We start from the raw sequence: 25,299 nt of genomic DNA, 5'->3' as shown, positions 1-25,299 counted from the left end.
ATATTAACTACCATACTAGTATAAAGAATCGAGGTGTTGAAATGGTTGGACAAGGTCAACGGACAAAAGGTTCTTCAAGAGACTATGTTTACAAAATTATAAAGAACCAGATAATGCATGGTGAAATCTCACCTGGCACCAAATTATCGGAAAAAGAAATATCCGACAAATTAGAAGTAAGTAGAACGCCTGTAAGAGAGGCGTTTTTACAACTTAATCAAGAAGGACTATTAGGTGTTTTTCCACAAATCGGAACAATTGTAACTAAAATTGATTTAAAAGCTGTGGAGGAAGGCCGCTTCGTTCGCGAAAATATTGAAAAGGCGATTGTTTGTGAAGCAGCCAATTCAATGGATGAAGAAGCATTGTTACAAGTTGAAACAAATTTAACATTACAAGAATTTTCCCTGGAAAAAGGTTCATATCAAAGATTGTTTGAATTAGACGATGAATTTCATCGCCTGTTATATAAAGGGTGCGACAAACTTCATACATGGGAAATGGTAAAACGCATGAATATCCAGTTTGACCGATTAAGACTATTAAGACTTGCGGTTAATCATGATTGGAAAATCATCGTATCACAACACCGGCGAATCTTTGAAGCTATTTCTTCCAATGATGTTAACTTAGCAGAAGAGGAAATAATTGCACATCTTCGCTTAGTTGATATCGAAAAAGATGCATTAAAAGCAGATAATCCGAATTTTTTCACATATTAAAAAAAGGAGTTGTGAACAGGTGAAAACAAGTACAATGTATAACATGTGGCTTCAATACAATCCAGTCGAGAGTAAGAATAAGGATATGTGGCAAGAAGTAGCGATACTAAATGATTCGTGTATCGCTACATCAATTAAGAATGAACTAACAATTGCAATTGAAAAGATGTTCCAAGTTAAACCAGCGTATTCTACTAGTAATGATGCAAAAATTGTAATCGGTATCATTGATGAGTTAGGTGAATTGGTAGATAAACAACAGAAGCACAAGTTTGCAGATATTTCAGATGAAAGCTTCCTGATTTCCTATCAAAACGATCAATTACTTGTTACTGGTAAATCAGATAAAGCATTGTTGTATGGTGTATACCATCTATTAAGAGAAGTGCAACATGGCCATGATATTACTAAACTAAATCTCCTCGATCAGCCCAAAAACAGTCTGCGGATGTTAAATCAATGGGATAACCTTGATGGAAGTGTTGAAAGAGGTTATTCAGGTAATTCCATTTTTTATGAAAATGGCAAAATAGTCAAGGACAAATCCAGAATTAAAGATTATGCAAGATTTTTAGCTTCTGTTGGTATTAATGCTATTTCCATAAACAATGTTAATGTATGGAAAGAAGAAACCTATTTTATAACAAAAAAATATTTGCCTGAAATTAAAGAAATCGCTGATATTTTCAGGGCATATGGAATTACCCTTTATCTGAGTATTAATTTTGCAAGTCCTATCGCAATTGATGGATTAGATACAGCGGATCCATTAGATGTCAATGTGAAACAATGGTGGAAGGATAGAGTTCAAGAGATCTGTCACTACATTCCTGATTTCGGCGGATTTGTTGTTAAAGCGGATTCAGAACATCGCCCTGGCCCGTTCACATATGATCGGGACCATGCTGATGGATCGAATATGCTGGCTGAAGCACTTGCTCCATACGGAGGAAAAGTAATTTGGCGCTGTTTTGTTTATAATTGTGTCCAAGACTGGAGAGATAGAAGTACAGACAGGGCAAGAGCCGCATATGATCATTTTAAACCGTTGGATGGTAAATTCCATGAGAATGTTATTTTACAAATAAAAAATGGCCCAATGGATTTTCAAGTCCGTGAACCTGTGTCCCCTTTAATTGGAGCAATGAAAAAAACAAACCAGATCATTGAATTTCAAGTTGCCCAGGAATATACAGGTCAACAACGCGATTTATGCTACCTCATTCCGCAATGGAAAGAAGTGTTACAATTTGATACGTATATAAAAGGGAAAGGTACAACAATTGAAGATATCGTAGCAGGTCGTATTCATCCCTATAAATATAGTGGCATTGCTGCAGTGTCAAATATAGGTAATGATGAAAACTGGACAGGGAATACTTTAGCACAAGCAAATTTATATGGATATGGAAGATTAACATGGAATCCAGAATTATCATCAGAAACAATAGCAAATGAATGGATTCAACAAACATTTACAAGTAATGAAAACGTTGTTAATGTATTGGGAGATATGTTGTTGAATTCTTGGGAAATCTATGAAAACTATACAGCACCACTTGGTGTTGGCTGGATGGTGACACCTAATACACATTATGGTCCCAATATTGACGGATATGAATATTCAAGATGGGGAACCTATCATTTTGCAGACCGTGACGGGATAGGTGTAGACAGAACAAAAGAAACAGGAACTGGCTATACTTCACAATACGAAGAGCCGAATCAATCAACATATAACAATCTTGATTCCTGCCCTGATGAATTACTATTATTTTTCCACCACGTACCATACAAGTATACGTTGAAAAGTGGAAAAACGGTCATCCAACATATTTATGATACTCATTTCTTAGGTTATGAGCAGGTAGAACAATTAGTCCAACAATGGGAAACGATGAAGGATAATATCGACCCATTAAGATATACCAATATTCGGGAACGTTTAGCACTACAGATCAGAAATGCTAGAGAATGGCGTGATCAAATCAATACGTATTTTTACCGAAAATCAGGTATACCTGATGAAAAAGGACGAACTTTTTATTGATTATGAGGGGGGAACAGCATGAAGATGGTTTTTAGGTGGTTTGGTGAGGGCAATGATAGTGTATCACTATCACAAATAAACCAGATACCTGGTGTAGAGGGATTAGTTTGGGCACTTCATGATATCCCGGCAGGAGAAGTATGGACATTGGACCGGATTCAAGAATGGAAGCGAATGGCAGATGGCTATCACTTTCATTTAGATGTTGTAGAAAGTGTCAACATTCATGAATCTATTAAACTTGGAAATTCTGACAGAGATTATTATATTGATAACTATATAGAGACAATAAAAAACCTGTCAAAAGTTGGGGTAAAAGTAATTTGTTATAATTTTATGCCAGTTTTTGATTGGATCAGGACTGACTTATTTGGCGTTTTACCTGATCAATCGACAGCTTTATTCTATGAAAAAGCTAAAGTTGAAAATATGGATCCGCTTGATCTTGTCAGTAAAATTGCAGCAAATCCGGAATACACGATGCCAGGATGGGAACCAGAACGTTTAGAGACATTGAAAGAACTATTTGAAGCATATCAGAATGTTTCAACAGAGGATCTGATGGCGAATCTTCAATATTTTCTTGAGCGTGTTATTCCTGTCTGTGAAGAATTTGACGTCAAATTAGCAATACATCCTGATGATCCGCCATGGGAGATCTTTGGTTTACCGCGTATTGTCACAACAAAAGACAGGCTGATTCAAATTACCAAGTTAGTAGATAGTCAATATAATGGTATTACGTTATGCAGCGGAGCATTAGGTGTAAGAGAAGATAATGATATAGTTGAAATGATTTATGAATTACAAGACCGAATCCACTTTGCGCATATCCGAAATGTCAAATTATTCGAGAATGGAGATTTTATCGAAACATCTCATTTAACCAAAGATGGTTCATTACCGATAGATAGAATCATGAAAGCGTACTGTGATATAGATTATCAAGGGTACGTAAGACCAGATCATGGCCGGCATATTTGGGATGAAGTTTGCCGACCGGGCTATGGGTTATATGACCGTGCAATGGGAATCATGTATTTACTTGGTTTATGGGATGCATTGCAGTTATCAAAAAAGGAGGCCGAATTAAATGTTACCAATTCACTCGAACTTAAAGGGTAAAGTAGCTGTTGTTACAGGGGGTGGTGGTGTTCTCTGTGGCGCAATGGCAATTGAACTGGCACGTCAAGGTATGAAAGTAGCTGTTCTTAATCGAACGTTAGAAAAAGCTGAAAAAGTTGTGGAAGAAATTAGAAACCAGGGCGGTGAAGCAACCGCAATTGCTTGTGATGTATTGAATCGTGAGATGGTAATAGAAGCAGAGGAGAAAGTATACCAAACATATGGTGGTTGTGATGTCTTAATTAATGGAGCTGGCGGAAATCACCCTAATGGTTCTACTACAAATGAAATATTTCAATCAGAGGATATAAAAGAAGAAGCCATTCGATCATTTTTTGACATGACAACGGAAGGTTTCTCCTCTGTCTTAAATTTGAATTTCATTGGGTCACTTATACCAACACAAGTTTTTGCCAAGAGAATGGTGGAGCGAAAAACGACTGTTATTAATATATCTTCCATGAGTTCTGTTAGTCCAATGACAAAGGTACCTGCATACAGTGCTGCAAAGGCGGCGATCAATAATTTTACACAATGGCTTGCTGTTCATATGGCTGAAGCAAATGTTCGTGTAAATGCTATTGCACCAGGCTTCTTTCTAACTGATCAGAATCGCTCGTTACTGACAAATGAAGATGGATCACCAACACCGCGAATGCAAAAAATTATCGACCACACTCCTATGCGAAAATTAGGTGCAGCCGATGATTTACTTGGTACATTACTTTGGTTAGTTGATGAAGAAGCAAGCGGTTTTGTTACAGGAACCTGTATACCTGTTGACGGTGGATTTATGGCATACAGTGGAGTTTAGAACTCTTTTGGGGGAGGAGAAAAAGGATGGCAAAAGAAATACGGGTAAATGTTGACAATGTTCAGCATCTCCCTGACAATTGGAAAAAGTGTATTGGAACAGGGCGATTAGGACTTGCTTTACAACAAGAATATTTGGATCATTTGAAAACAGTTCAACAGGAGATCGGCTTTTCTTATATCCGCGGGCATGGCTTGTTGCATGATGATGTGGGCATCTATCGTGAAATGGAAATTGATGGTGAAATTCGTCCATTTTATAATTTTACTTACATTGACCGGATTTTTGATTCCTTTCTTGATCTTGGATTAAAACCATTTGTGGAAATTGGATTTATGCCGAAGCTACTAGCATCAGATTCACAGACCATTTTTGCATGGGAAGGGAATGTAACGCCGCCGAAGGACTATTTTAAATGGGAAAAACTGATTAGTAAGGTTACCCGGCATTTTATCGAACGTTACGGGGAAGAGGAAGTGTTAACATGGCCTTTTGAAATCTGGAATGAGCCGAATCTTGTGAACTTCTGGAAAGGTGCAGACAAAGAGGAATATTTTAAGTTATATAAAGTCACTGTACAGGCGATAAAGTCAGTTAATAAAGCCATCCAAGTCGGGGGCCCTGCTATATGCGGCGGTTCTGATGAATGGATTACAGATTTTCTTGCATTTTGTAAGCGTGAGAATGTCCCTGTTGATTTCGTATCCCGACATGCTTACACTTCCAGACAACCACATAAAGTGACGGCTGATTATTATTATCAGGAATTAGCAGTACCTGATAAGATGCTGGAAGAGTTTAGCGTGGTGAGACAACTGATTAAAGAATCTGATTATCCGCAGTTACCATTTCATATAACGGAATATAATACTTCCTATAGTCCAATAAATCCTGTTCATGACACAGCATTGAATGCGGCATATTTAGCAAAGATTCTCAGTCAGGGTGGCGACTATGTGGACTCTTTTTCATACTGGACTTTTAGCGATATTTTTGAGGAATTAGATGTACCAAAATCTCAATTTCATGGCGGTTTTGGGTTAATGGGATTAGGTCACGTAAGGAAACCTGCATACCATTTATTCACTTTTTTTAATCAATTGGGAAATAAGCTATTATATCGTGATGAGGAAATAATTGTAACAGAACGAGAAGATGGAAGTATTGCATTAATCGTATGGAATCTAGTAATGGAAAAAGGAGAGAAGCATGATAAAGACATTGTGCTTCAATTACCATTCCCTAACGGTAGTTATTTCCTATCCTCTCAGTCTGTTAGTGAAAAACATGCGAATCCATGGAAAACATGGCAGCAAATGGGGAGGCCGCGTTTTCCACTAAAGTCACAAGTAGAAATGCTTAAGAAAAGTGCGATTCCTTATTTTGAATCAGAACAGTTGGTTGTGAGCGAGGAAGAACTGACGCTTCATCTTACTTTAACCAAAAATGAAGTAAAACTGATAGAATTAATAAAAGTAAAAGACGATTCTGCCACATATCCTGGATTAGACGATCATTTAATTGACTCTTATTAGATTAAGACAAGCAATAAGTCTTCATCCAGATAAAAATTTGTTCATTGATTCAAGCGGTTTTTAGCAAAAACATAATGCGAATATTATAAATACAAGAGAAACTAGCACATTTGCAAATGAATTGCGAATGTGCTAGTTTCTCTTGCGCAGACTGCAGTTATGCAGAAAGATAAGTGCTAGTTGAAGCAAGGCTGATTTTGAATATTGACTGCTAATATAGCTTCCATTTCAGATCTTTAGCTTTATTCCATCGCTCATTTACATCTTCCCAATTGACCACATTCCACCAATTATTAATATAGGTTGCCTTGTCATTTTTATGTTGCAGATAATATGCATGTTCCCAGACATCTAATACTAATAATGGGATCGTATCAGGGATCTGAAATAACTGATGTTTCTCAAAGGACTGTACCCCTAATTTGCCACTTCTGGGAGACCAGTAGAGAATCGCCCATCCATTCCCCTCAACGGAGTTGGCAACAGATGTAAATAATTTTTTAAAAGCATTCCATGATCCAAAGTCTTTTTCGATCTGTTTTAAAATACTGCCAGAAGGCTTTTTTGAACTATTTGGTGTCATATTCCCCCAGAAGATTGTGTGCAAATAATGCCCTGATCCATGAAAAGCTTGTTCTCTTAACCAGTGTTTAATTGGTTCTTTCTTTTCAAGGTATAGTGCTCTCTCAGCCTTATTAAGACCGTCTACATATGATTGATGGTGTTTCGTATGATGCAGACGCATGATTTCTTCACTGATATAAGGTTCTAAGGCATTGTAAGCATAAGGTAATGGCGGCAGCTTATGCTTACCATAAGGTATGCTGTCCATCGCTTTTTGTCTTGTTAAATCAGAAATGAATTTTTCTCCTTCATTTCGTAATTCAACTAAGCGATCCTCACTGGTTTCCGCTTGTTCCATTCCCTTTAGTGCCTGTATTTTTTCCTGCCAATTTTCTACTTGCATAATTGCTTGCCATTTTTCATCATCAGACATTTCTGATGATTGGATCTTACTTTTTAATTTGTCGCCCCATTCAAATAAATGATTAAGATATTCGATGTAATCTTTATCCATGTCATCACCCCATGTAGCATATGTTGCAGTTGCCTAATAAGTGATTAATGGATAAAGTTATCCACCAGGAAACGTATCCACTTTCAATCGAGCAACATTGGCTAACTATGTAGGAATAATTTCCTTATCCGTTGATTTGAAAAATGATTCTATATTGAATGCCGCCATTCCCATAACAGTAGAATGATTGTTTAGTTTTGCAACATTTAATTTGACATCATTTTTATTAAACCCGATGGCATTTTTCTCAATCCGCTTCTCAATAGCTGGCATAATAAATTTAGCTGCCTGCTGGATCGTGTTACCTATAACTACTTGTTCGGGATTAAAGATATGAAGAATGTTCGTAATACCAATCCCTAAATAGTCTCCAAGCTTCTCTAACAACTGGATTGCTTTTGCTTCTCCATTCTCTGCTGCAAAAACGAGTTGCTCAACACTGGCATTTTCAAACCCAATCTTTTCTGCTTCTTCCAACAATGATTTCTCAGAGGCATAAAGTTCCCAGCAGCCTTTATTTCCGCAACGGCACTCTGGTCCGTCTTTCTCTATCGTCATATGACCAAGCTCACCTGAGAATCCCCGTAATCCTTTATACAGCTTTCCATCAAGGATTAGCCCAACTCCAATTCCGAAACTGATACTGGCATATACCAGCTCGGTTGACTCCATTCCAGCTCCATATACTTTCTCTCCATAAGCTCCGGCATTTGCTTCGTTTTCTACGATAATTGGAACACGATAGCGTTCGAACAGAATATCTTTCAGTGCAACTTTTTTCCATCCTAAGTTAGGTGCTAACTGGATTTCTCCTTCTAATGTAACAACACCAGGCACACCAACTCCAATCCCGACAATCCCATATTCTGATTCCGGAATAATAATTATTAACTCATCAATTAATTGATAAAGATGTGTTAACACTATCTCTAAGTCATCGTTCTTAAATTGAACCGTTCTTTCATGGATAATATTTCCTTGAAGATCTGTTACCACCCCAAGAATATGATTTACCCCAAGGTCAATGGAGATAGTAAATCCTGCCGTTTCATTTAACAGCAGCATTACTGGTCTTCTGCCACCGCTTGATTTGCCAGTACCTGATTCATTGATTAGCTTCTCATCTAATAATTCGCTGACAAGTGAAGAAACAGTTCCTTTATTCAATCCAGTAACTTGAGCAACGCTAGCTCTAGAAATAGGAGCATTAGCTTTTATTGTATGTAGCACAAGCGCTTTATTTTCCTTTTTAACAACATGCTGATTCCATGTTTGGCTCACTTTATTCACTCACTCTCTATTGACATATCCTTCATTAGAATCATTCTACCATACAAAAATAAAATATTCTATAATCTTAGTTTATTCGCTAGACAAACTTAGTGGGTCTTGCTATAATGACTAAAGAAATATTAATTATATGAGAAAGAATTTGGAGGCGAGAAAAAATGACATGGTTTGAAAACGTTAACAAAATTCAGTATGAAGGACCTAAATCTAAAAATCCGTTAGCTTTTAAATTTTATAATCCAGAAGAGCAAATTAATGGGCAATCAATGGAAGAGTTCTTGCGATTCGGAATTGCTTATTGGCATACATTTACCGCAGATTTATCTGATCCATTCGGAGCAGGTACAGCACTTCGTAATTGGGATAAATATGATGGAATGGACCGTGCAAAGGCCCGCGTAGAAGCAGCTTTTGAATTTTTCGATAAGATTGGAGCAAAATACTTTTGTTTCCATGATGTTGATATCGCGCCAGAAGGTGATAGTTTAAGAGAATCAAATAAGAATCAAGATACAATTGTAGCGCTGATTAAAGATTATATGAAAGATAGTGATGTCAAGTTACTTTGGAATACAGCCAATAATTTTACAAATCCTCGCTTTGTCCATGGTGCTGCGTCCTCGAATAATGCAGATGTATTTGCCTATTCTGCAGCTAAAGTAAAGAAGCAGTTGGAGATTGGAAAAGAGTTAGGAGGAGAAAATTATGTATTCTGGGGTGGTCGTGAAGGTTACGAAACACTGTTGAATACAGATCTAGGTTTAGAGCAAGACAATCTAGCTCGTTTCTTCCAAATGGCGGTTGATTATGCGAAAGAAATCGATTTTGGTGCTCAATTCTTAATTGAACCAAAACCGAAAGAGCCAACAACACATCAATATGATTTTGATTCACAATCCGCACATGCATTCTTATTAAAATATGGGCTTCAAGATCATTTTAAGTTAAATATTGAAGCAAATCACGCAACACTTGCTGGTCACACATTTGAACATGAGCTTCGCTATGCACGTGTGAACGGTATTCTTGGTTCAGTTGATGCCAATCAGGGAGACCCATTATTAGGCTGGGACACAGATGAGTTCCCTGCAGATATTTATTCTACAACACTCGCAATGTATGAAATTATAAAGAATGGTGGACTTGGTTCAGGTGGCTTAAACTTTGATGCGAAAGTGCGTCGTGGCTCATTTGAACAAGAGGACTTATTCTATGCGCACATTGCTGGAATGGATCACTTTGCTGTTGGTTATAAAGTAGCGAGCCAATTAGTAGAAGATAAAGTGTTTGAAAATATTATTGATGATCGTTATGCAAGCTATAAAGAAGGTATTGGAAAAGATATCGTAGAAGGCAAAGCAGACTTCAAATCATTAGAAGAGTATGCACTAAATCTAAAAGAGATTAAAAACAAATCTGGCCGCTTAGAAGTAATTAAAGCAACAATTAACCAATACTTATTAAATGCATATGCTGAATAATTTTTTACAAAGAAGACTTAGTATCTAACTAAGTCTTCTATCATGCTATTCAAAGAGGTGATCGAATGAGCTATGTAATTGGAGTAGATTTAGGTACAAGTGCTGTGAAACTATTACTAGTAAACAAATCAGGAGAAGTTGTCCATGAAGTCTCAAAGGATTATCCATTAATCCAGGAGAAAACAGGTTATTCAGAGCAGATTCCTGAAGATTGGGTGAAACAAACCATTTCTGGTCTAAAGCAGTTAGTGGAAGAATTTAATGGTGATGCTTCCCAGATTGAAGGGTTAAGTTTTTCTGGACAAATGCATGGTCTTGTCTTGTTAGATGAAAACAACCAAGTACTTCGAAATGCTATTCTTTGGAATGACACAAGAACGACAGCACAATGTCAGGAAATTTATCAAAAAGCAGGGAAAGAGCGTTTTATTAACATAACCAAAAACCTGGCACTAGAAGGGTTTACATTACCTAAGATACTGTGGGTAAAAGAACATGAGCCGGAAATCTTTGCAAAAGCCAAAACATTCGTACTGCCTAAAGATTATGTTCGTTACCGCTTAACCGAAACATTGCATATGGATTATTCCGATGCTGCTGGAACCAGTTTATTAGATGTAGCGAAGAAAGAATGGAGTAAAGAGATTTGTGAAGATTTGGACCTTGATATCTCCATTTGCCCACCATTAATTGATTCACATGAAAATGTTGGTAAAATAACAAAAAATGTAGCTGACGAAACAGGATTGTCTGCACAGACGAATGTGTTCGCTGGTGGTGCTGATAATGCCTGTGGAGCAATTGGATCAGGGATTTTATCTGAGGGAAAGACATTTGCAAGTATTGGGACTTCAGGAGTTGTATTGTCCTATGAACCAACAGGTGAAAAAGATTATGCCGGAAAAGTTCATTACTTTAATCATGGTGAAGAAGATACTTACTATGCAATGGGGGTAACATTAGCTGCAGGGCATAGTTTAAATTGGTTCAAGAAAACATTTGCGAATGAATTATCGTTTGATGAATTATTATCAGACATTGGAGAAGTACCTGTTGGTGCAAATGGGTTATTGTTTACACCATATATTGTCGGGGAACGTACGCCACATGCTGATTCACAGGCAAGAGGAAGCTTTATCGGGATGGACAGTTCCCATACGCTGAAAGATTTTGCGCGTGCTGTGTTAGAAGGGATCACCTTTTCACTGAATGAATCGATTGCGATTTTCAGAGACAATGGAAAAGAGATTGATATGGTTTACTCAATCGGTGGAGGAGCAAAAAATAAAGATTGGCTTCAAATGCAGGCAGATATTTTTAATGCGAAAATTGTCCGCCTAAAGACGGAGCAAGGACCTGGTATGGGTGCTGCAATGCTGGCGGCTTATGGGTCTGGCTGGTTTGGATCACTAAAAGAATGCGCAGATGCTTTCTTAGAAGATGCGGAAACATATGAACCAATTAAAGAGAATGTTAGTCAATATGAGCAATTGTTTACACTATATCGAAAGGTTTATACACAAACAAAAGAACTTAATGACAGTTTAATGATTTATAGAAAATAAATAATTATGATGCTTACAGTAGAGGACTTCTTTAGCAAAGTCCTCTTTTACTATTTACAACAACTCTGCTTTGGTAGGAGCAGCCAAATATAATAATTGTACTTTCCAAATGAATTTATCTATATTATAATAAGTATGTATATCGGATGAACAAAGTTGCTTAGTTAAAATTAAAGCGGTTTCATTTCGGGGATTTAACTATATGCATACATCTGCTTTTTTGACACACTCTTGTTCGGAATAGTGATAGATAAAAAGTCATAAGCTAATTATAAATAGGTTGAGTTGGAGGTGAAATTATGAAACATGCGAATAGTAATCGTCTTTATCAATTCTTAGAATGGGTTATGTGGATGATGTATTTAAATATTTTGTGGATGGCAGGTGTGCTATTGGGAATTGGAATTTTTGGATTATTTCCAGCAATACTGGCCTTAGTTATAACGATTCGCGAATGGCGTATGCAAGGAGACCAGGTAAAATTTACAAAAGTATTTTTTAGTGCCTGGAAACAACATTTTTTTATTGCAAATAGTTTCGGACTTATTTACCTATTAATTGGATATATATTATATATTGATTTTTACTGGATCGTTGATTTACAGAGTAGTCTTAGGGTTTTATTTGTTGTATTTTTCTTTGTGTTTTTGATTATGTATATTGTTTCATTTCTATATGTATTTCCCGTTTACGCACACTTTAAGACGAGTTTTATTAAAACAATTAAACATGCAACGATTCTAGGTATATTTAGTCCCTTTATGACAATTATGATAATTGTTTTAATTATTGGATTACAATATTTATGGAGATGGATACCTGGCTTAATTCCTGTTATAAGCATAAGTGTAATCGCTTTCTTAACTACTAGATTAGCTCTTATCGCATTTGAACAATTTGAGAGCAAGCAGCAATATCTAAATAAAAAAATAAGCAATCAATGACGAAAGGAGATCATAATCATGCTTAAAGTCTTTTTAGTAGATGATGATGTATTTGTGAGGAAAGGAATCCAAACGTTAATTGATTGGAAGAATTATGGGTTTGAAGTATGTGGGGAAGCGGATAATGGAGAGGACGCCCTTGATCTTATTCATCAACTGCGACCAGATCTCGTGATTACTGATATTCGAATGCCAGTTCTCGATGGATTAACGCTAATTGAACGAGTTATTGATGAAGCAGATCACCCACCATCCTTTATATTAATAAGTGGATACAATGATTTTAAATACGCGCAAAGTGCTTTACGTTTTGGTGTACAGGATTTTCTGTTGAAACCCGTTGACCAAGAGGAAATTCACAAGACTTTACAGTGTGTGTCTGCAAAAATAATACAAAAAAATGAGATGGTTGATTACACGAAGAATCAATCTTCTGCTTCTGTGATAAAGAAGTATCTATCTGAAGAAATAAATCAATCAATATCAGCGAGAACTCCACATCCTATCTTAAACTCTAAGCAATTTACTTTTGCTAAAATTGAAGTAAATGGAATGGAATTAGACTATCCTCAACTTGGACCAAGAATAGAGAAGATATTAAATCAGTATAAAGGGGTAGAGACTATTGCATTTTATGAGGATGGAATCGGCTATTACTGTATCGTAGTAACGGACCAATTTTTAGAGCTGAATCAACTGACATTGTATATATTTCTACATAAAATTGAAAGTCAAATTAGTAAGTGTCTGTCTTTACCTGTTATTGTTTATGCAGGTGATACGGTTAGTGATGTAATGGCATTGAGACAATCCTATCATGCAGCTCGGGACCGAATTCAATATAAATATATTTTGGGTGATAAAACACTAATATCTAGTAATTCTGTTGAGAACAAAGAAGTATACTATATTGACATCGAACATTCTCATTATGATCAAATGATAGAATATATGGAGGAAAACAATAAGGAGTTAATAAGAAAACAAGTCCATTTAATGTTGGAGCTGGCAGTTAGTAAGCAGTTAGCAAAAGACGCAGTCCGAACAATTGTTAACAGGATGAATCATGAAGTACTTAAACAGATAAAGGATGCTGACAGATATGATCCGGATATTTCTCATTTTAAGAGGATGGTTATATGGGATCAATATCCATTGACCTTAAATCAACTGGATCAACTTTGGTACAGCTTCTTATCTGAATGCTCAGAGTTATTAAATGAACTTAATAACAATCGAATGAAAGGAACAATTCATCATATAAAAAGATACATTCACAAAAATTATGATCAACCGATTACCATGAAATCAATAGCTAACGAATTTTATATAAACCCTGTTTATATGGGGCAGCTTTTTAAAAAAACATATGGAATTTATTTCAAAGATTATATCTTGAATGTAAGAATTATTGAAGCGAAAAAGTTATTGCGTAAAACTGATATGAAGGTTTATGAAGTTGCTCAAAAAGTTGGTTTTAATAATCCGGATTACTTCGTTACTCAATTTGAAAAGGCAGCAGGAAAAACACCTTCACAATATCGTAAACACTTGATAGATCAATACGGATAGAATGTTATGAAAAAAATACATTTTAATGATATTCGAATACGCAATAAGTTACTTTTGATCTACATGTTCTCCGTATTTTTACCGATTATATTAACTAATATTATATTTTACATTGTTACAACAGAAAATGTGAGAGATCAAAAACTTGAAGATTATGAATTAGCTTTAGAACAAATAGCTACTGGCTTCAGACAAGGCGTAGAAGATGCTGCTGGTATTGCTTCTGTATTATATTCAGATGCATATATTTATCGATTGCTAAATAAGACATATGAAACACCTGTTGAATTTATTGCCGCTTATAATAATAATTTTAGAGATATTAACAAATATACCCCTATTTATTCCTCGGTTGATTCTATACATTTATATACAGACAATCCAACCGTTATCTCGGCTGGTGGTATTTACTTAATAAATCAAGACATGCGTAAAAGTTACTGGTATCAATCAACTGGTAATACTAGAATGAGTTATCCTGTCCTAACTCGAAATGTTTCAGAAACTGGTGTATTGGACCAATTTGTTATTGTACGAGAATTAGATAGCAATCATTCAGCGTCATATGAAAAAATTATGATGATTAATTTAAACGAGCGTTTTATTAAACAGGCTTTTACAAATGTTACATTTGAAGGCCAAGTATATTTAGTAGATGATCGTGACATAGTTCAATATTCAACAGATCAATCTGTAGACTCAGATAATAAGTTAATAAGTTTTGATTCTTTAAATATAAGTGAAGATAGTGTGATAATGGAGGAAAAATACCAGTTGCAGTTTCTGAATAATTGGAGATTGGTTGGTATTATCCCAAGTGAGAACTTAATAACAGAGGTGCAAAATTCTATGTACTCTATCGTTTATTTAGCTTCATGGAATTTTGTGATTCCTACCTTGTTTATTCTATATATTGCCGGGAATATTCACTTTCGTCTGAATACAATTGTTAAACAGATGCGAAAAGTGAAAGAGCAGCAATTCGACATAATTGAAGGCAAAATGTACAAGGATGAAATTGGGGTTTTAGCCTCTGAATTTAATCGTATGACTCGAAAAATTAAAGATTTAATCAATGACGTGTATATTGTCCGTATTCAAAAACAAGAATTAGAACTAGAAAAGAAAGATGCGCAGTTGAAGGCATTACAAAGCCAAATAAATCCACACTTTCTATTTAATGTGCTTGAAACTATCAGGATGCGGAGTGTGTTAAAAAGTGAAATGGAAACAGCTGATATTATTAAATATTTAGCACAACTCTTAAGAACATCGATTACTTGGGAAGATGACTGGGTAACTATAGGCAAGGAATTACAGCTCATCTATGCATTTCTGGAAATACAAAAATACCGCTTTGATAATAAAATGGAGTATGAAATAAATGTAGATGATGGAGTGGAACAAATTTATATCCCTAAAATGATCATTATTCCATTTATAGAGAATGCCAGCATTCATGGGATAGAGCCACTAAAAGGAAAAGGGAAAATTAATATAACTATTCAAAAGTATGAGAATATGATCAAGTGTATTGTAAAGGATAATGGTGTGGGAATAAGAGATGAGAAGTATAAACAAATAATAAATTTTTTAGAAGGCGAAGGAGTAAATGGAAAAAATATCGGTATGCGAAATGTCTCACAACGTTTGAAAATGTATTATGGTCAGGATTATCAGTTAAAGATTAATTCAAATGCCACTGACGGTACGACAATTATTTTAATGATACCAGAAAATAACGACAAGATGAATCCAGGACCTCAGTAAAACCATTCCTGCAGAAAGATTGCAAAAGCCCGAATGATTAGTCATTCGGGTTTAAATTTCCCTCTAAAATGGTTGTTTTTTCTTTGAAAAATATAGCAATACATTGAAAAGTATAGATAAATCTTAACTAACTCATCGTTATGTTTCAATTAATTGAAATCGCTTACATAAGAAAGGGTAAAAGCTAAATTCTTACAAGTTTTAACTAAACTTTAGTGGGTAACATTTCCTTAAGATTCAAGTTAGAATGAAAGAGCTTACAGAAATGCTGTAACGATTTTACAAATTAGAAAGGGGAGTTAGATACTATGAGAAAGCAGTTCATTTGGTTACTAAGTTTATTCGTTGCATTGTTATTTGTAGTAACTGCATGTAGTGATGACAGTGAAGATACTTTGTCAAATGAAGAGGGAAGCGATTCAGATGACGGTGAAGAAGAAAGTGGTGAAGTATTTACTTATAATTTCTTTGATGCATCCGGCCCGGGGGAGGACATTAACACATCAGAAACGACTATAGGAAAAATGTTTGAAGAAGAAACTGGAGTAAATTTCGATATCGAACATATAGTGGGAGATGTTAATCAGAAAATTGGTACAATGATCGCAAGCGGGGAGTATCCCGAACTTCTGAATGCAGAACAATCCACAGACGCAGTTATTGATGCTGGTGGATTTGTAGCATTGAATGATTTAATTGAAGAGCATGCCCCAAATATAAAAAAGATGTATGGACCATACTTAGAATATATGAAACGTGATGATGGTAATATTTATATCATTCCTTCGGGTGCTTCCCATGGATATGTGAAGCCAGCAAATCTTGAGCAAGGTGCCTGGTGGATTAAGCGTGATGTCTTAAAAGAATTGGGTTATCCACAACCAAAAACATTAGATGAATATTTTGGAATAATTGAAGAATATGTCGCAGAAAATCCGCAAATTGATGGAGCAAATACAATTGGATTCACCGCTTTAACTCATGACTGGCGCTTCTTTGCATTATCAAACCAACCGAATCATTTAGCTGGGTTCCCTAATGATGGTGGGATTATGATTGACATGGAAACATTAGAAGCTGATGCTTATCCTGACAACCCAGAGACGGAGCGTTGGTTAAAGAAATTGAATGATATTAATGATAAAGGGTTGTTTGATCAAGAATCATTTACGCAGAATTTTGATGAGTATTTAGCAAAAATTACATCAGGTCGTGTAGTAGGTTTCTTTGATTATCGTTGGCAAGTAGGTCAAGCTCTCGATACTTTATCTGAAGATGAGGATCCATATAACGATTATATGGGATTTCCAATTGTATTTGATGAAGAAATTACAGATCAATATTTAGATCCTGTAGGTTTTGCAGCTTCTCCTGGGTTAGGTATTACAACAGCTGCTTCGGAAGAAGATCAAATACGTATTATAAAATTTTTAGATCATATTGCAAAAGAAGAATCTCAGAAATTAATCACATGGGGTAAGGAAGGCGAAACTTACGAGATAGATGATGATGGCCGCTATTACCGGACGGAGGAACAAATCGACACGACATCAAATACCGAATTTCGTGACTCATTCGGATTTAGTTATTTTGAATGGGGATGGCCTAGAATGAATGGATTATATGAGGATGGTAATGCTGTAGAACCACCGAAACAGCCAGAGGTTGCTTCCTTAATGTATGACGATGGAGATAAAGAGTTTTTAGAAGCATATGAAATTGAAACATTCACTGAATTATTTGCTGAACCTGAAGAACGTCCATGGTATCCAGCGTGGGATACACCAATTGAAACAGGATCACCAGCTCAACTGTATGAACAGCAACTGGACGATTTAATGAAACGCAAATTTCCAGAGATTATTTTCGCAAGTCCAAGTGAATTTGAATCCCAATGGAATGATTTTAAATCAAGTTTTGAAACTTTACCTTACGAAGAATATGAAAACGTCATCACGGAATCCGTTAAGAGAAAAGTAGAAATCCACGAACAAGCACAATAAATGGATGATAGTAAAATAACAAAAACAGGAAGGTGGAAGGAGTGTGTTTCACTTCCTTCCCTTTCCCATATAATCGGCAATTTTCTTACTCTCGGACCATTAGGCACAGATGTTGCCTAATGGTCCGAAGGTAAAAACCAATGGAAAAGAAGGGGGAGTACACATGGCCTCAGAGTCAAATAGCGTATCAAGTACTTTAAATAAAGAGAAGCAAGAAAAAGCAATGAAAGTTTTCTTTAGAAAATGTAAAGAGCAGCAAGCGTTATTATGGATGACAGTTCCATTTGTAATATGGGTATTCGTATTTAAATATTTACCTGTATGGGGATGGACAATGGCTTTTCAAGACTATAAGCCAGCAATTAGTTTCTCGGAACAGGAATGGGTTGGTTTTAAACATTTCTTATTCTTATTTACAGATGAGCGATTTTTAGGGGTATTACGCAATACGCTGGCCCAAAGTCTAATTAATCTTGTGTTAGGATTTATTACTGCTATTACATTAGCTGTTTTAATTAATGAGCTTTCTAATATGAAGTTTAAACGTACCGTACAAACCATTAGCTATTTACCACACTTTTTATCGTGGGTAGTAGCCGCAGCACTTGTCTCTTCTGTATTATCTATTGACGGTATTGTAAACGATATTTTAATGGGATTAGGTTTAATCGACAAGGAGATTCTTTGGTTAGGTGTGGGAGAATATTTTTGGGGAATCTTAGGGGCATCAGAAGTCTGGAAAAACGTTGGCTGGAACGCGATTATTTACTTAGCAGCTATTTCAATGATTGATCAGGAACAATATGAAGCAGCAAAAATAGACGGAGCTTCAAGAATTCAGCGCATTATCCATATAACTATACCAGGTATGAAATCAGTTATTGTTGTTTTGTTAATAATGAATATCGGCTATATTTTAGAAGCTGGCTTCGAGCCCCAGTACTTGCTAGGTAATGGGCAAAACGTTGAGTATTCTGAGAACATTGATGTTTTTGTTATTAAATATGGGATTTCTATGTTTAATTTCTCACTAGCTACTGCTGCAGGTATGTTTAAAACAGTGATTAGTATCGTGTTCTTATTTGCAGCCAATTCATTATCAAAGAAACTCGGCCAAGGCGGATTATACTAGGAGGTGCTCACATTGGCAAAGAATAAAAGGAGTTTTATGCGAACGAAAGAAGATAAAATTTTTGATACTGTAAATATAGTGTTTATGGTTATCTTATGTGTTTTTATGCTATATCCTTTTTTAAATCAAATTGCTATATCTTTAAATGATGCAACAGATTCAGTTAAAGGTGGAATATACTTATGGCCGCGTGAATTTACATGGAATAATTATGAACATGTCTTTGAAAAAGCAGCAATCTGGCAAGCGATATTAACATCAGTATTAAGAACTGTTATTGGTGCTGGTGTGGGTCTATTGTGTACTGCAATGGTAGCATATGCCATTGCTCAGCCGAAATTTATATTTAAGAAATCTGTAACTATCATTTTTATTATGACAATGTACTTTAACGGAGGTCTTATTCCGACATTTCTATTAATGAGAGATTTGCATTTAATTGGTTCTTTCTGGGTATATATTTTGCCCACATTAATTAGTGCATTTAATTTGATAATTATGCGTTCTTTTATTGAAGGACTGCCCAATAGTATCTTTGAATCAGCGAGAATTGACGGAGCCGGAGATTTTCGAATTTTCTTCAAAATTGTATTGCCATTATCATTGCCTGTTTTAGCAACGGTAGCTTTATTCGTAGCTGTATACCAATGGAATCAATGGTTTGATGTTTTCTTATACAACTCTAGTAATCCCAATTTGACTACATTACAATATGAGTTAATGAAGATATTACAAAACTCAAGTACCACATCAAGTGGGGACATGGCTTCGGCATTTGCAAATTCCGCCAGTGGAGATAGTAATATGGTAACACCGAAATCAATTCAGGCAACTATGACTATTGTAGCGAGTGTCCCAATTATTATGGTTTATCCATTTTTACAAAAATACTTCGTGAAAGGTATGACCCTTGGAGCAGTAAAGTGATGCTCTACAAAGCTTGACAAATAAACTATTTGACTTGTCCAGTGAGGAATTGAGTTATTTTCCGATTAGTATCTTAGATTTATAGAACATACGTTAAAAATTAAAATTCTCATGAACAATCCAGGTATGGAAAGTTCATGAGAATTTTATTATGTTACTATTATTGCAACTTTTATAAAAATCGGACTGAAAATGGCATTAACCATCGCCTTATCAATGTTTTGGAAATCAGACAAGGCGATTTCTATTTTATCATAGACGCTAAGCATCCGGATAAGTATTGTTAATTAGGTTTATATATTTTGAAATTACCACTTAAAGCAAGCAGGCTAAAAAAGTACAAGCAATTATCATAGTATCTTCTTTTGCCAGTTCTAAGTGGTGTATTCCAAAATAACTCCATACTTTTTCTCGCATTTTCTCCAGAAGTGGCTAGGGAAGCCATGGCATTCGTTGCAATTAATCCGACAGGGTGTAATGCTTTTTCTTCAAATGGTTCACCATCTATACGATATCTTCTGTAATCTCCAGGGTCTTTATCAACAAAGAAGTTTTGGATTTTTTCATTAACAACGGTTGGACAAGCGTTATCTCTGAACCATTCATAGTCCAGAGCAATATTACATGCTACACGATAAGAGTCACTATAAAAATGACCAAAGCCGCGAATATGATTAGGACTTCCATTATAAAAAGCATATTCAGGAGAAAGACCAGTGACTGGGTGAGCAGACTTCGCTATATATTTTCTGCTTTCTTGAGCTGCCTCTTTCCAAAAAGGACGATCTATCTCATTTGCCCATAATGAAAACAACTCATAAAAATGAGGTAAGTGGTAAGATGGATCAGAAAATTCTACGTTTGGGACAAACTTAATTAGTTTATTTTCACGATTCCACATCGGATATCCATCATTATTTTCGCCTTTGTGAATACAGTAATGCAGTAAATCTTTTGCCTGCTCACTGTAGTTAAACGGTACAGCACCATTCCCCCAACGGTGAGAAGCGAAAAATAAAGCTAGTGCAAAATATTCTTCCCCATCAGGTGCAGGTCCGTAGGAATTTTTCGCGCCATCTGGTGAGCATGACCATGCGAAGTATCCTGCATTTTCTCCTTCTTCCAAATACATATAGGTTTTGGCCCATAGCCACAATTGATCGAAAATGTCTTTTTCATCCATTTGTACTGCCATCATCATCCCATAGGACATTCCTTCCGTTCTAACATCATTATTTCCCGTATCAAGCATATAGCCCATGTTATTATCCATTTGGAAAAAAATTTGTGTCTCAGGATAATTTGCAGTAAACAGTTTATTCCAAGTTTCTTGTTTTCTCCTCTCAATCTCCTCATTGCTGTAACCGTATTCATTTAATGTATTAAGATACTGATTGGAATAATAGGCTCCAATTTTTTTCATTGCTCAATTTTCCCTTCTAAAGTTATTTTTATCTTTAAATTATAACATCTTTGTAAGTTCATTATACAAACTAAGTATATTATTTACTTAATAAAATATAGAACTTTCATAAAATACTATTAAAGAAAAGGATTATTGAAGTCTTCTAAATATTTATTTGTAAAAGAAGCTTATTAACACTCCTACCATTCTAGTATGTTGACAAAAATGCAGACGCAAATTACAATAAGTGCAACGGATAAACAAAGTGGTTTTTCTCAACATAATTACTTTCCTGATTAATCTTAAGAGTTATTAGTTAGAACAAATTCAAGTATGCACTGAAGGGAGGAAGTGTTTTACGGAATAATTTTTTGCAGTATGAGTGACATGCCTGCTAAAAGGTGTAATAGGATTTTACTACAGAATTATGTTGAAATTAGAAGTTGTATATTTTATGACTTTAAATAAAGGAGTTAAAAAAAATGAAAGCGTTTCATAATCCGATTTTACCAGGTTTTTATCCTGATCCCTCGATATGCCGTGTGAAGGAAGATTATTATTTAGTAACATCATCTTTTGCATATTATCCAGGTGTACCTATATTTCATAGTAAAGATTTAGTGAATTGGGAGCAGATAGGGCATGTATTGAGTAGACCCTCACAACTTCCGTTAGATGGCCAAAGACAATCACAAGGTATTTTTGCACCAACCATTCGGTATCACAATGGGATTTTCTATATGATCACTACAAATGTAGGAGAAGGCGGCAATTTTTTTGTTACTGCTACAGATCCTGCTGGTCCATGGTCGGATCCTTATTACTTAAATGCACCAGGAATTGATCCTTCTTTGTTTTTTGATGATGATGGGAAGGTCTACTATCATGGTACGAGACCAGCTCCTGAAGGGGAGAAGTATAGTGGTAACTGGGAGGTATGGCTGCAAGAACTTGATTTAGAGACAAAACAGTTAATCGGAGAGCCGGTTGGATTATGGCGTGGAGCATTAAGGGATGTAATTTGGCCAGAGGGACCACATCTATATAAAATAAACGGGTATTATTATCTATTAATCTCCGAAGCTGGAACAGGTCATCACCATGCTTGCTCGATAGCAAGAAGTGAGAATATAACTGGCCCATATGTTGGTAATCCAGGTAATCCTATACTTACCCATAGACATCTTGGCAGAAGCTATCCCATTGTGAATGTTGGTCATTGTGATTTAGTAGAAACACAAAATGGGGAATGGTGGGCAGTAGGGCTTGCATCCCGAATCTATGGTGGCTATTATCGAAACCTGGGAAGAGAAACATTTTTATTACCAGTAAAATGGGAAGATGAATGGCCAGTATTTAGCCCTGGGACAGGAAAGTTAGAGATGAGTTATCGAATGCCTGATCTACCAGAAACGCATCCGAAGTTCCAGGATGCATGTGAGCATTTTGAAGATGAACAACTTGATTTAAAATGGACTATGCTTCGTACACCAAAAGAGGAGTTTTACAGTCTAAATGACCGCAAAGGTTACTTAAGCTTAAAGCTTAAACCGCAGGAGATAACGGAACTGGATAACCCAAGTTTTATTGGAAGAAGACAACAGCATATTAACTTTGCAGCGTCTACTGCAATGGAGTTTACTCCAAAATCTGATAACGAAGTAGCTGGGATGGTATTACTGCAGAGCAATGAGTACCATTTTAGATTTGTTTATACAAAAGCAGGAGACAAAAAAGTAATCAAGTTAGTAAAATGTGTTGGTGGAATGGAGGAAGTATTGAATGAGCTGCCGATTGATGCTTCCAGAATTTATTTAAAGGTGGAAGCATTAGGGCAAGATTACAGCTTTTATTATGGGATGAGTCCATCAAACTATCAGCCACTTCTAAAAGACGTTGATGGGAGGATTCTAAGTACAGACATTGCAGGAGGATTTGTAGGGGCAGTAATTGGTTTATACGGCAGCTCAAAAAATGCCCCTTCTGATAATAAAGTTCATTATGATTGGTTTGAGTATAGAGGTTTATGAATAGAATTAATATCATTCTTTTGGAAGTCCCAAGTTATTAAAATTGGGGCTTTCTTTTTAATAATCATACAAGGAGCGATAATTAAATATGGTTAATAATTTTAAGAATAGAAGTTACTTTTATATGATGTATGAAGAGGAGGTAAAGGCTTCCCACGAAATAAATTTACAAGGGGAACAACTTATTAACAGAGCTAGACTTACAGGTTGTGTTACCGATGAAGAAATATTACATTTACTCGAAAGGGAGGAGGGATTTCATACATTAGTTCACAGTATTGGTTTTACGGTAAATGGAGATAGGAAAAATAACCAGGACGTAATTATTGTATTGCAAAGTGGAGACAAACAGAAGGATTATAATACTGAAACATTACATAAGATTCCATGTCCCGCAAATGGTACGGAGATCTTACTGAAACTGGATGATTACCAGGTGTCAAAAAACGATAAGACATTTGGAAAAATAACTTTGGAATTTAATCAACTATCAGATAAAGCAAGAGTGAGTATGAAATGCTACCTGAACAAAGGTTACCATGTTCCGGAAGTATCGACAGAACCAGTTGATTACCGTTCAGAGAGATACAAAGCAATGATTAGAAAGTCTTTATTAAGCAAAGGAAATAATTATAGATTAAAAACAGCAATTGAAAAAGCTGAAAACGGAGAGGATATTACGATTGCCTATATAGGAGGTTCCATAACCCAGGGTGCGGGAGCGATGCCAATACATACAAATTGTTATGCCCATAAATCCTATTTAAAAATTAAAGAAATGTTCGGAATTAATGGAGGAGAGAATGTCCATTTTATTAAGGCTGGATTAGGTGGAACCCCTTCAGAACTTGGAGTGATCCGGTATGAACGGGATGTTTTAAGAAATGGAAATGTAGAGCCTGACATTGTTATTGTAGAATTTGGAGTAAATGATGCAGATGATGAAACAAAAGGAATCTGTTATGAGAGTTTGTGCTTAAAGATACTTTCAAATAAAAATAAGCCAGCTGTAGTTCTATTGTTCAGTGTGTTTGTTAATGACTGGAATTTACAGGAGAGACTGTCGCCTGTAGGCATTTTATTATGATCTCCCTATGATAAGTATCAAAGACGCTTTAATAGAGCAGTTTCGTTTAACAAAAGAGGATGGCAATGTAATATCCAAGAGGCAATTTTTCTCTGATATTTATCATCCAACCAATGATGGACACAAAATAATGGCAGATTGCCTTGCTAACTTATTTTCTGAAACAAAAAAAGAAAAGAAGGTGGAAACTGATATCTCACTGGATAAATTACCTGTAATCGGGGATGATTTCCGTGATATACAGTTGCTTGATAGAAAAGATAATAATAATGCTGCTGTTACAATAGAAGTCGGTGGATTTACGGAAACAGATAGCGACTTGCAAACGGCAGAAATGGATTACGATGAATTAGCTAAGCCTCAGTTCCCTTATAATTGGATGCATACAGCTGCATCTGTAACAGACCACTTTAAAATAAGGATAAATAGTAGTAGTCTTATCCTTATTTACAAAGATTCTGCAAGTAAAGAGTTCGGGGAAGCAGAAATTTTTGTCGATGGACAATTTATGAAAACTATTAATCCTCACCTCATAAAATGGACGCATTGCCATGCTGCGATTCTTTATAATGAAAAGGAATGTAAAGAGCGCGAGGTGGAAATAAGGATGACTCCTTCTCATAAAGATAAGTGTTTTACTATATTAGCATTTGGTTATACCGTTTAAGTTTATCTTATGAATGCTCAGCGGAAACTTTTTCCTGACTGGGTTTCTTTGTGTTCGTTTTTTTAAAAAGCATTTTCTCACAGTGCTCACCTTCTGTTAAGC

19 protein-coding genes are annotated in these 25,299 nt (G+C 35.7%); 16 read left to right on the top strand and 3 right to left on the bottom strand.

Annotated elements, in window-relative coordinates:
• Positions 1 to 41 precede the first annotated feature (41 nt).
• Genes F9U64_RS13645 through F9U64_RS13625 form a run of 5 tightly spaced genes read left to right on the top strand, consistent with a single transcriptional unit; the run spans position 42 to position 6,246 of the window.
• A complete protein-coding gene (locus tag F9U64_RS13645; protein ID WP_153404580.1) occupies positions 42 to 722 on the top strand; it encodes a GntR family transcriptional regulator in 681 nt (226 codons plus the stop codon).
• A 34-nt stretch (positions 723 to 756) separates the two neighbouring features.
• A complete protein-coding gene (locus F9U64_RS13640) occupies positions 757 to 2,772 on the top strand; it encodes an alpha-glucuronidase family glycosyl hydrolase (protein WP_153404664.1) in 2,016 nt (671 codons plus the stop codon).
• An 18-nt stretch (positions 2,773 to 2,790) separates the two neighbouring features.
• Positions 2,791 to 3,897, top strand: a complete 1,107-nt coding sequence (gene uxuA / locus F9U64_RS13635) for a mannonate dehydratase (protein WP_153404578.1) — start codon at positions 2,791 to 2,793, stop codon at positions 3,895 to 3,897.
• Positions 3,866 to 4,711, top strand: a complete 846-nt coding sequence (locus F9U64_RS13630) for an SDR family oxidoreductase (protein WP_153404575.1) — start codon at positions 3,866 to 3,868, stop codon at positions 4,709 to 4,711. Before uxuA ends, F9U64_RS13630 begins: the two co-directional genes overlap by 32 nt.
• 26 nt (positions 4,712 to 4,737) lie before the next feature.
• A complete protein-coding gene (locus tag F9U64_RS13625) occupies positions 4,738 to 6,246 on the top strand; it encodes a GH39 family glycosyl hydrolase (RefSeq protein WP_153404572.1) in 1,509 nt (502 codons plus the stop codon).
• 211 nt (positions 6,247 to 6,457) lie between these two features.
• Here the strand turns inward: F9U64_RS13625 and F9U64_RS13620 are convergent, their stop codons facing one another.
• Both F9U64_RS13620 and F9U64_RS13615 read right to left on the bottom strand, forming a co-directional pair.
• Complete coding sequence (locus F9U64_RS13620) at positions 6,458 to 7,324, bottom strand: superoxide dismutase (RefSeq protein ID WP_153404570.1); 867 nt, start codon at positions 7,322 to 7,324, stop codon at positions 6,458 to 6,460.
• A 105-nt stretch (positions 7,325 to 7,429) separates the two neighbouring features.
• Complete coding sequence (locus tag F9U64_RS13615) at positions 7,430 to 8,605, bottom strand: ROK family transcriptional regulator (protein WP_153404567.1); 1,176 nt, start codon at positions 8,603 to 8,605, stop codon at positions 7,430 to 7,432.
• Positions 8,606 to 8,772: 167 nt separating this feature from the next.
• Between F9U64_RS13615 and xylA the strand changes: the two genes are divergently transcribed.
• From xylA to F9U64_RS13575, 8 genes are all read left to right on the top strand, one after another.
• A complete protein-coding gene (xylA, locus tag F9U64_RS13610) occupies positions 8,773 to 10,095 on the top strand; it encodes a xylose isomerase (RefSeq protein ID WP_153404565.1) in 1,323 nt (440 codons plus the stop codon).
• Positions 10,096 to 10,160: 65 nt separating this feature from the next.
• Positions 10,161 to 11,660, top strand: coding sequence for a xylulokinase (gene xylB / locus F9U64_RS13605; protein ID WP_153404563.1), 1,500 nt, complete (start codon positions 10,161 to 10,163; stop codon positions 11,658 to 11,660).
• Between the two features lie 299 nt (positions 11,661 to 11,959).
• Positions 11,960 to 12,604, top strand: coding sequence for a YesL family protein (locus tag F9U64_RS13600; protein ID WP_153404560.1), 645 nt, complete (start codon positions 11,960 to 11,962; stop codon positions 12,602 to 12,604).
• A gap of 18 nt (positions 12,605 to 12,622) precedes the next feature.
• The gene (locus F9U64_RS13595) at positions 12,623 to 14,176 is read left to right on the top strand and encodes a response regulator transcription factor (protein WP_153404558.1); all 1,554 of its coding nucleotides are present in this window, start codon (positions 12,623 to 12,625) and stop codon (positions 14,174 to 14,176) included.
• A 6-nt stretch (positions 14,177 to 14,182) separates the two neighbouring features.
• The gene (locus F9U64_RS13590; protein WP_153404555.1) at positions 14,183 to 15,946 is read left to right on the top strand and encodes a sensor histidine kinase; all 1,764 of its coding nucleotides are present in this window, start codon (positions 14,183 to 14,185) and stop codon (positions 15,944 to 15,946) included.
• Positions 15,947 to 16,254: 308 nt separating this feature from the next.
• Positions 16,255 to 17,949 carry an ABC transporter substrate-binding protein gene (locus tag F9U64_RS13585; RefSeq protein WP_153404552.1) on the top strand — a complete coding sequence of 565 codons (1,695 nt, stop codon included), beginning with the start codon at positions 16,255 to 16,257 and terminating at the stop codon, positions 17,947 to 17,949.
• Positions 17,950 to 18,112: 163 nt separating this feature from the next.
• Complete coding sequence (locus F9U64_RS13580; RefSeq protein WP_153404550.1) at positions 18,113 to 19,081, top strand: ABC transporter permease; 969 nt, start codon at positions 18,113 to 18,115, stop codon at positions 19,079 to 19,081.
• A 36-nt stretch (positions 19,082 to 19,117) separates the two neighbouring features.
• Positions 19,118 to 20,008 (top strand): carbohydrate ABC transporter permease, encoded by an 891-nt coding sequence (locus F9U64_RS13575; protein WP_153404661.1) that lies wholly within the window; start codon positions 19,118 to 19,120, stop codon positions 20,006 to 20,008.
• Positions 20,009 to 20,291: 283 nt separating this feature from the next.
• On the opposite strand, the gene F9U64_RS13570 is transcribed toward F9U64_RS13575, so the two are convergent.
• Positions 20,292 to 21,431, bottom strand: coding sequence for a family 8 glycosyl hydrolase (locus F9U64_RS13570; RefSeq protein ID WP_153404547.1), 1,140 nt, complete (start codon positions 21,429 to 21,431; stop codon positions 20,292 to 20,294).
• A gap of 464 nt (positions 21,432 to 21,895) precedes the next feature.
• Between F9U64_RS13570 and F9U64_RS13565 the strand changes: the two genes are divergently transcribed.
• The 3 genes from F9U64_RS13565 (at position 21,896) to F9U64_RS23060 (ending at position 25,197) form a co-directional block, all read left to right on the top strand.
• On the top strand, positions 21,896 to 23,443 hold the full coding sequence (locus F9U64_RS13565; protein WP_153404545.1) for a glycoside hydrolase family 43 protein: 1,548 nt from the start codon (positions 21,896 to 21,898) through the stop codon (positions 23,441 to 23,443).
• 124 nt (positions 23,444 to 23,567) lie between these two features.
• Positions 23,568 to 24,530: an SGNH/GDSL hydrolase family protein gene (locus tag F9U64_RS23065; RefSeq protein WP_228275723.1), complete on the top strand. Its 963-nt coding sequence runs from the start codon at positions 23,568 to 23,570 to the stop codon at positions 24,528 to 24,530.
• A 7-nt stretch (positions 24,531 to 24,537) separates the two neighbouring features.
• Positions 24,538 to 25,197, top strand: a complete 660-nt coding sequence (locus tag F9U64_RS23060) for a hypothetical protein (RefSeq protein ID WP_228275722.1) — start codon at positions 24,538 to 24,540, stop codon at positions 25,195 to 25,197.
• The last annotated feature ends 102 nt before the right edge of the window (positions 25,198 to 25,299 follow it).

Origin of the sequence: Gracilibacillus oryzae (assembly GCF_009498735.1) — a bacterium.
Lineage (GTDB): Bacteria > Bacillota > Bacilli > Bacillales > Amphibacillaceae > Gracilibacillus > Gracilibacillus oryzae.
This window is presented reverse-complemented; position numbering and strand designations above follow the sequence as displayed.

Coding starts and splice junctions, on each gene's coding strand:
- F9U64_RS13645 (WP_153404580.1), top strand. CDS start 42: ATGGTTGGACAAGGTCAACGGACAAAAGGTTCTTCAAGAGACTATGTT.
- F9U64_RS13640 (WP_153404664.1), top strand. CDS start 757: ATGTATAACATGTGGCTTCAATACAATCCAGTCGAGAGTAAGAATAAG.
- uxuA (WP_153404578.1), top strand. CDS start 2,791: ATGAAGATGGTTTTTAGGTGGTTTGGTGAGGGCAATGATAGTGTATCA.
- F9U64_RS13630 (WP_153404575.1), top strand. CDS start 3,866: ATGTTACCAATTCACTCGAACTTAAAGGGTAAAGTAGCTGTTGTTACA.
- F9U64_RS13625 (WP_153404572.1), top strand. CDS start 4,738: ATGGCAAAAGAAATACGGGTAAATGTTGACAATGTTCAGCATCTCCCT.
- F9U64_RS13620 (WP_153404570.1), bottom strand. CDS start 7,324: ATGGATAAAGATTACATCGAATATCTTAATCATTTATTTGAATGGGGC.
- xylA (WP_153404565.1), top strand. CDS start 8,773: ATGACATGGTTTGAAAACGTTAACAAAATTCAGTATGAAGGACCTAAA.
- xylB (WP_153404563.1), top strand. CDS start 10,161: ATGAGCTATGTAATTGGAGTAGATTTAGGTACAAGTGCTGTGAAACTA.
- F9U64_RS13600 (WP_153404560.1), top strand. CDS start 11,960: ATGAAACATGCGAATAGTAATCGTCTTTATCAATTCTTAGAATGGGTT.
- F9U64_RS13595 (WP_153404558.1), top strand. CDS start 12,623: ATGCTTAAAGTCTTTTTAGTAGATGATGATGTATTTGTGAGGAAAGGA.
- F9U64_RS13590 (WP_153404555.1), top strand. CDS start 14,183: ATGAAAAAAATACATTTTAATGATATTCGAATACGCAATAAGTTACTT.
- F9U64_RS13585 (WP_153404552.1), top strand. CDS start 16,255: ATGAGAAAGCAGTTCATTTGGTTACTAAGTTTATTCGTTGCATTGTTA.
- F9U64_RS13580 (WP_153404550.1), top strand. CDS start 18,113: ATGGCCTCAGAGTCAAATAGCGTATCAAGTACTTTAAATAAAGAGAAG.
- F9U64_RS13575 (WP_153404661.1), top strand. CDS start 19,118: ATGCGAACGAAAGAAGATAAAATTTTTGATACTGTAAATATAGTGTTT.
- F9U64_RS13570 (WP_153404547.1), bottom strand. CDS start 21,431: ATGAAAAAAATTGGAGCCTATTATTCCAATCAGTATCTTAATACATTA.
- F9U64_RS13565 (WP_153404545.1), top strand. CDS start 21,896: ATGAAAGCGTTTCATAATCCGATTTTACCAGGTTTTTATCCTGATCCC.
- F9U64_RS23065 (WP_228275723.1), top strand. CDS start 23,568: ATGATGTATGAAGAGGAGGTAAAGGCTTCCCACGAAATAAATTTACAA.
- F9U64_RS23060 (WP_228275722.1), top strand. CDS start 24,538: ATGATAAGTATCAAAGACGCTTTAATAGAGCAGTTTCGTTTAACAAAA.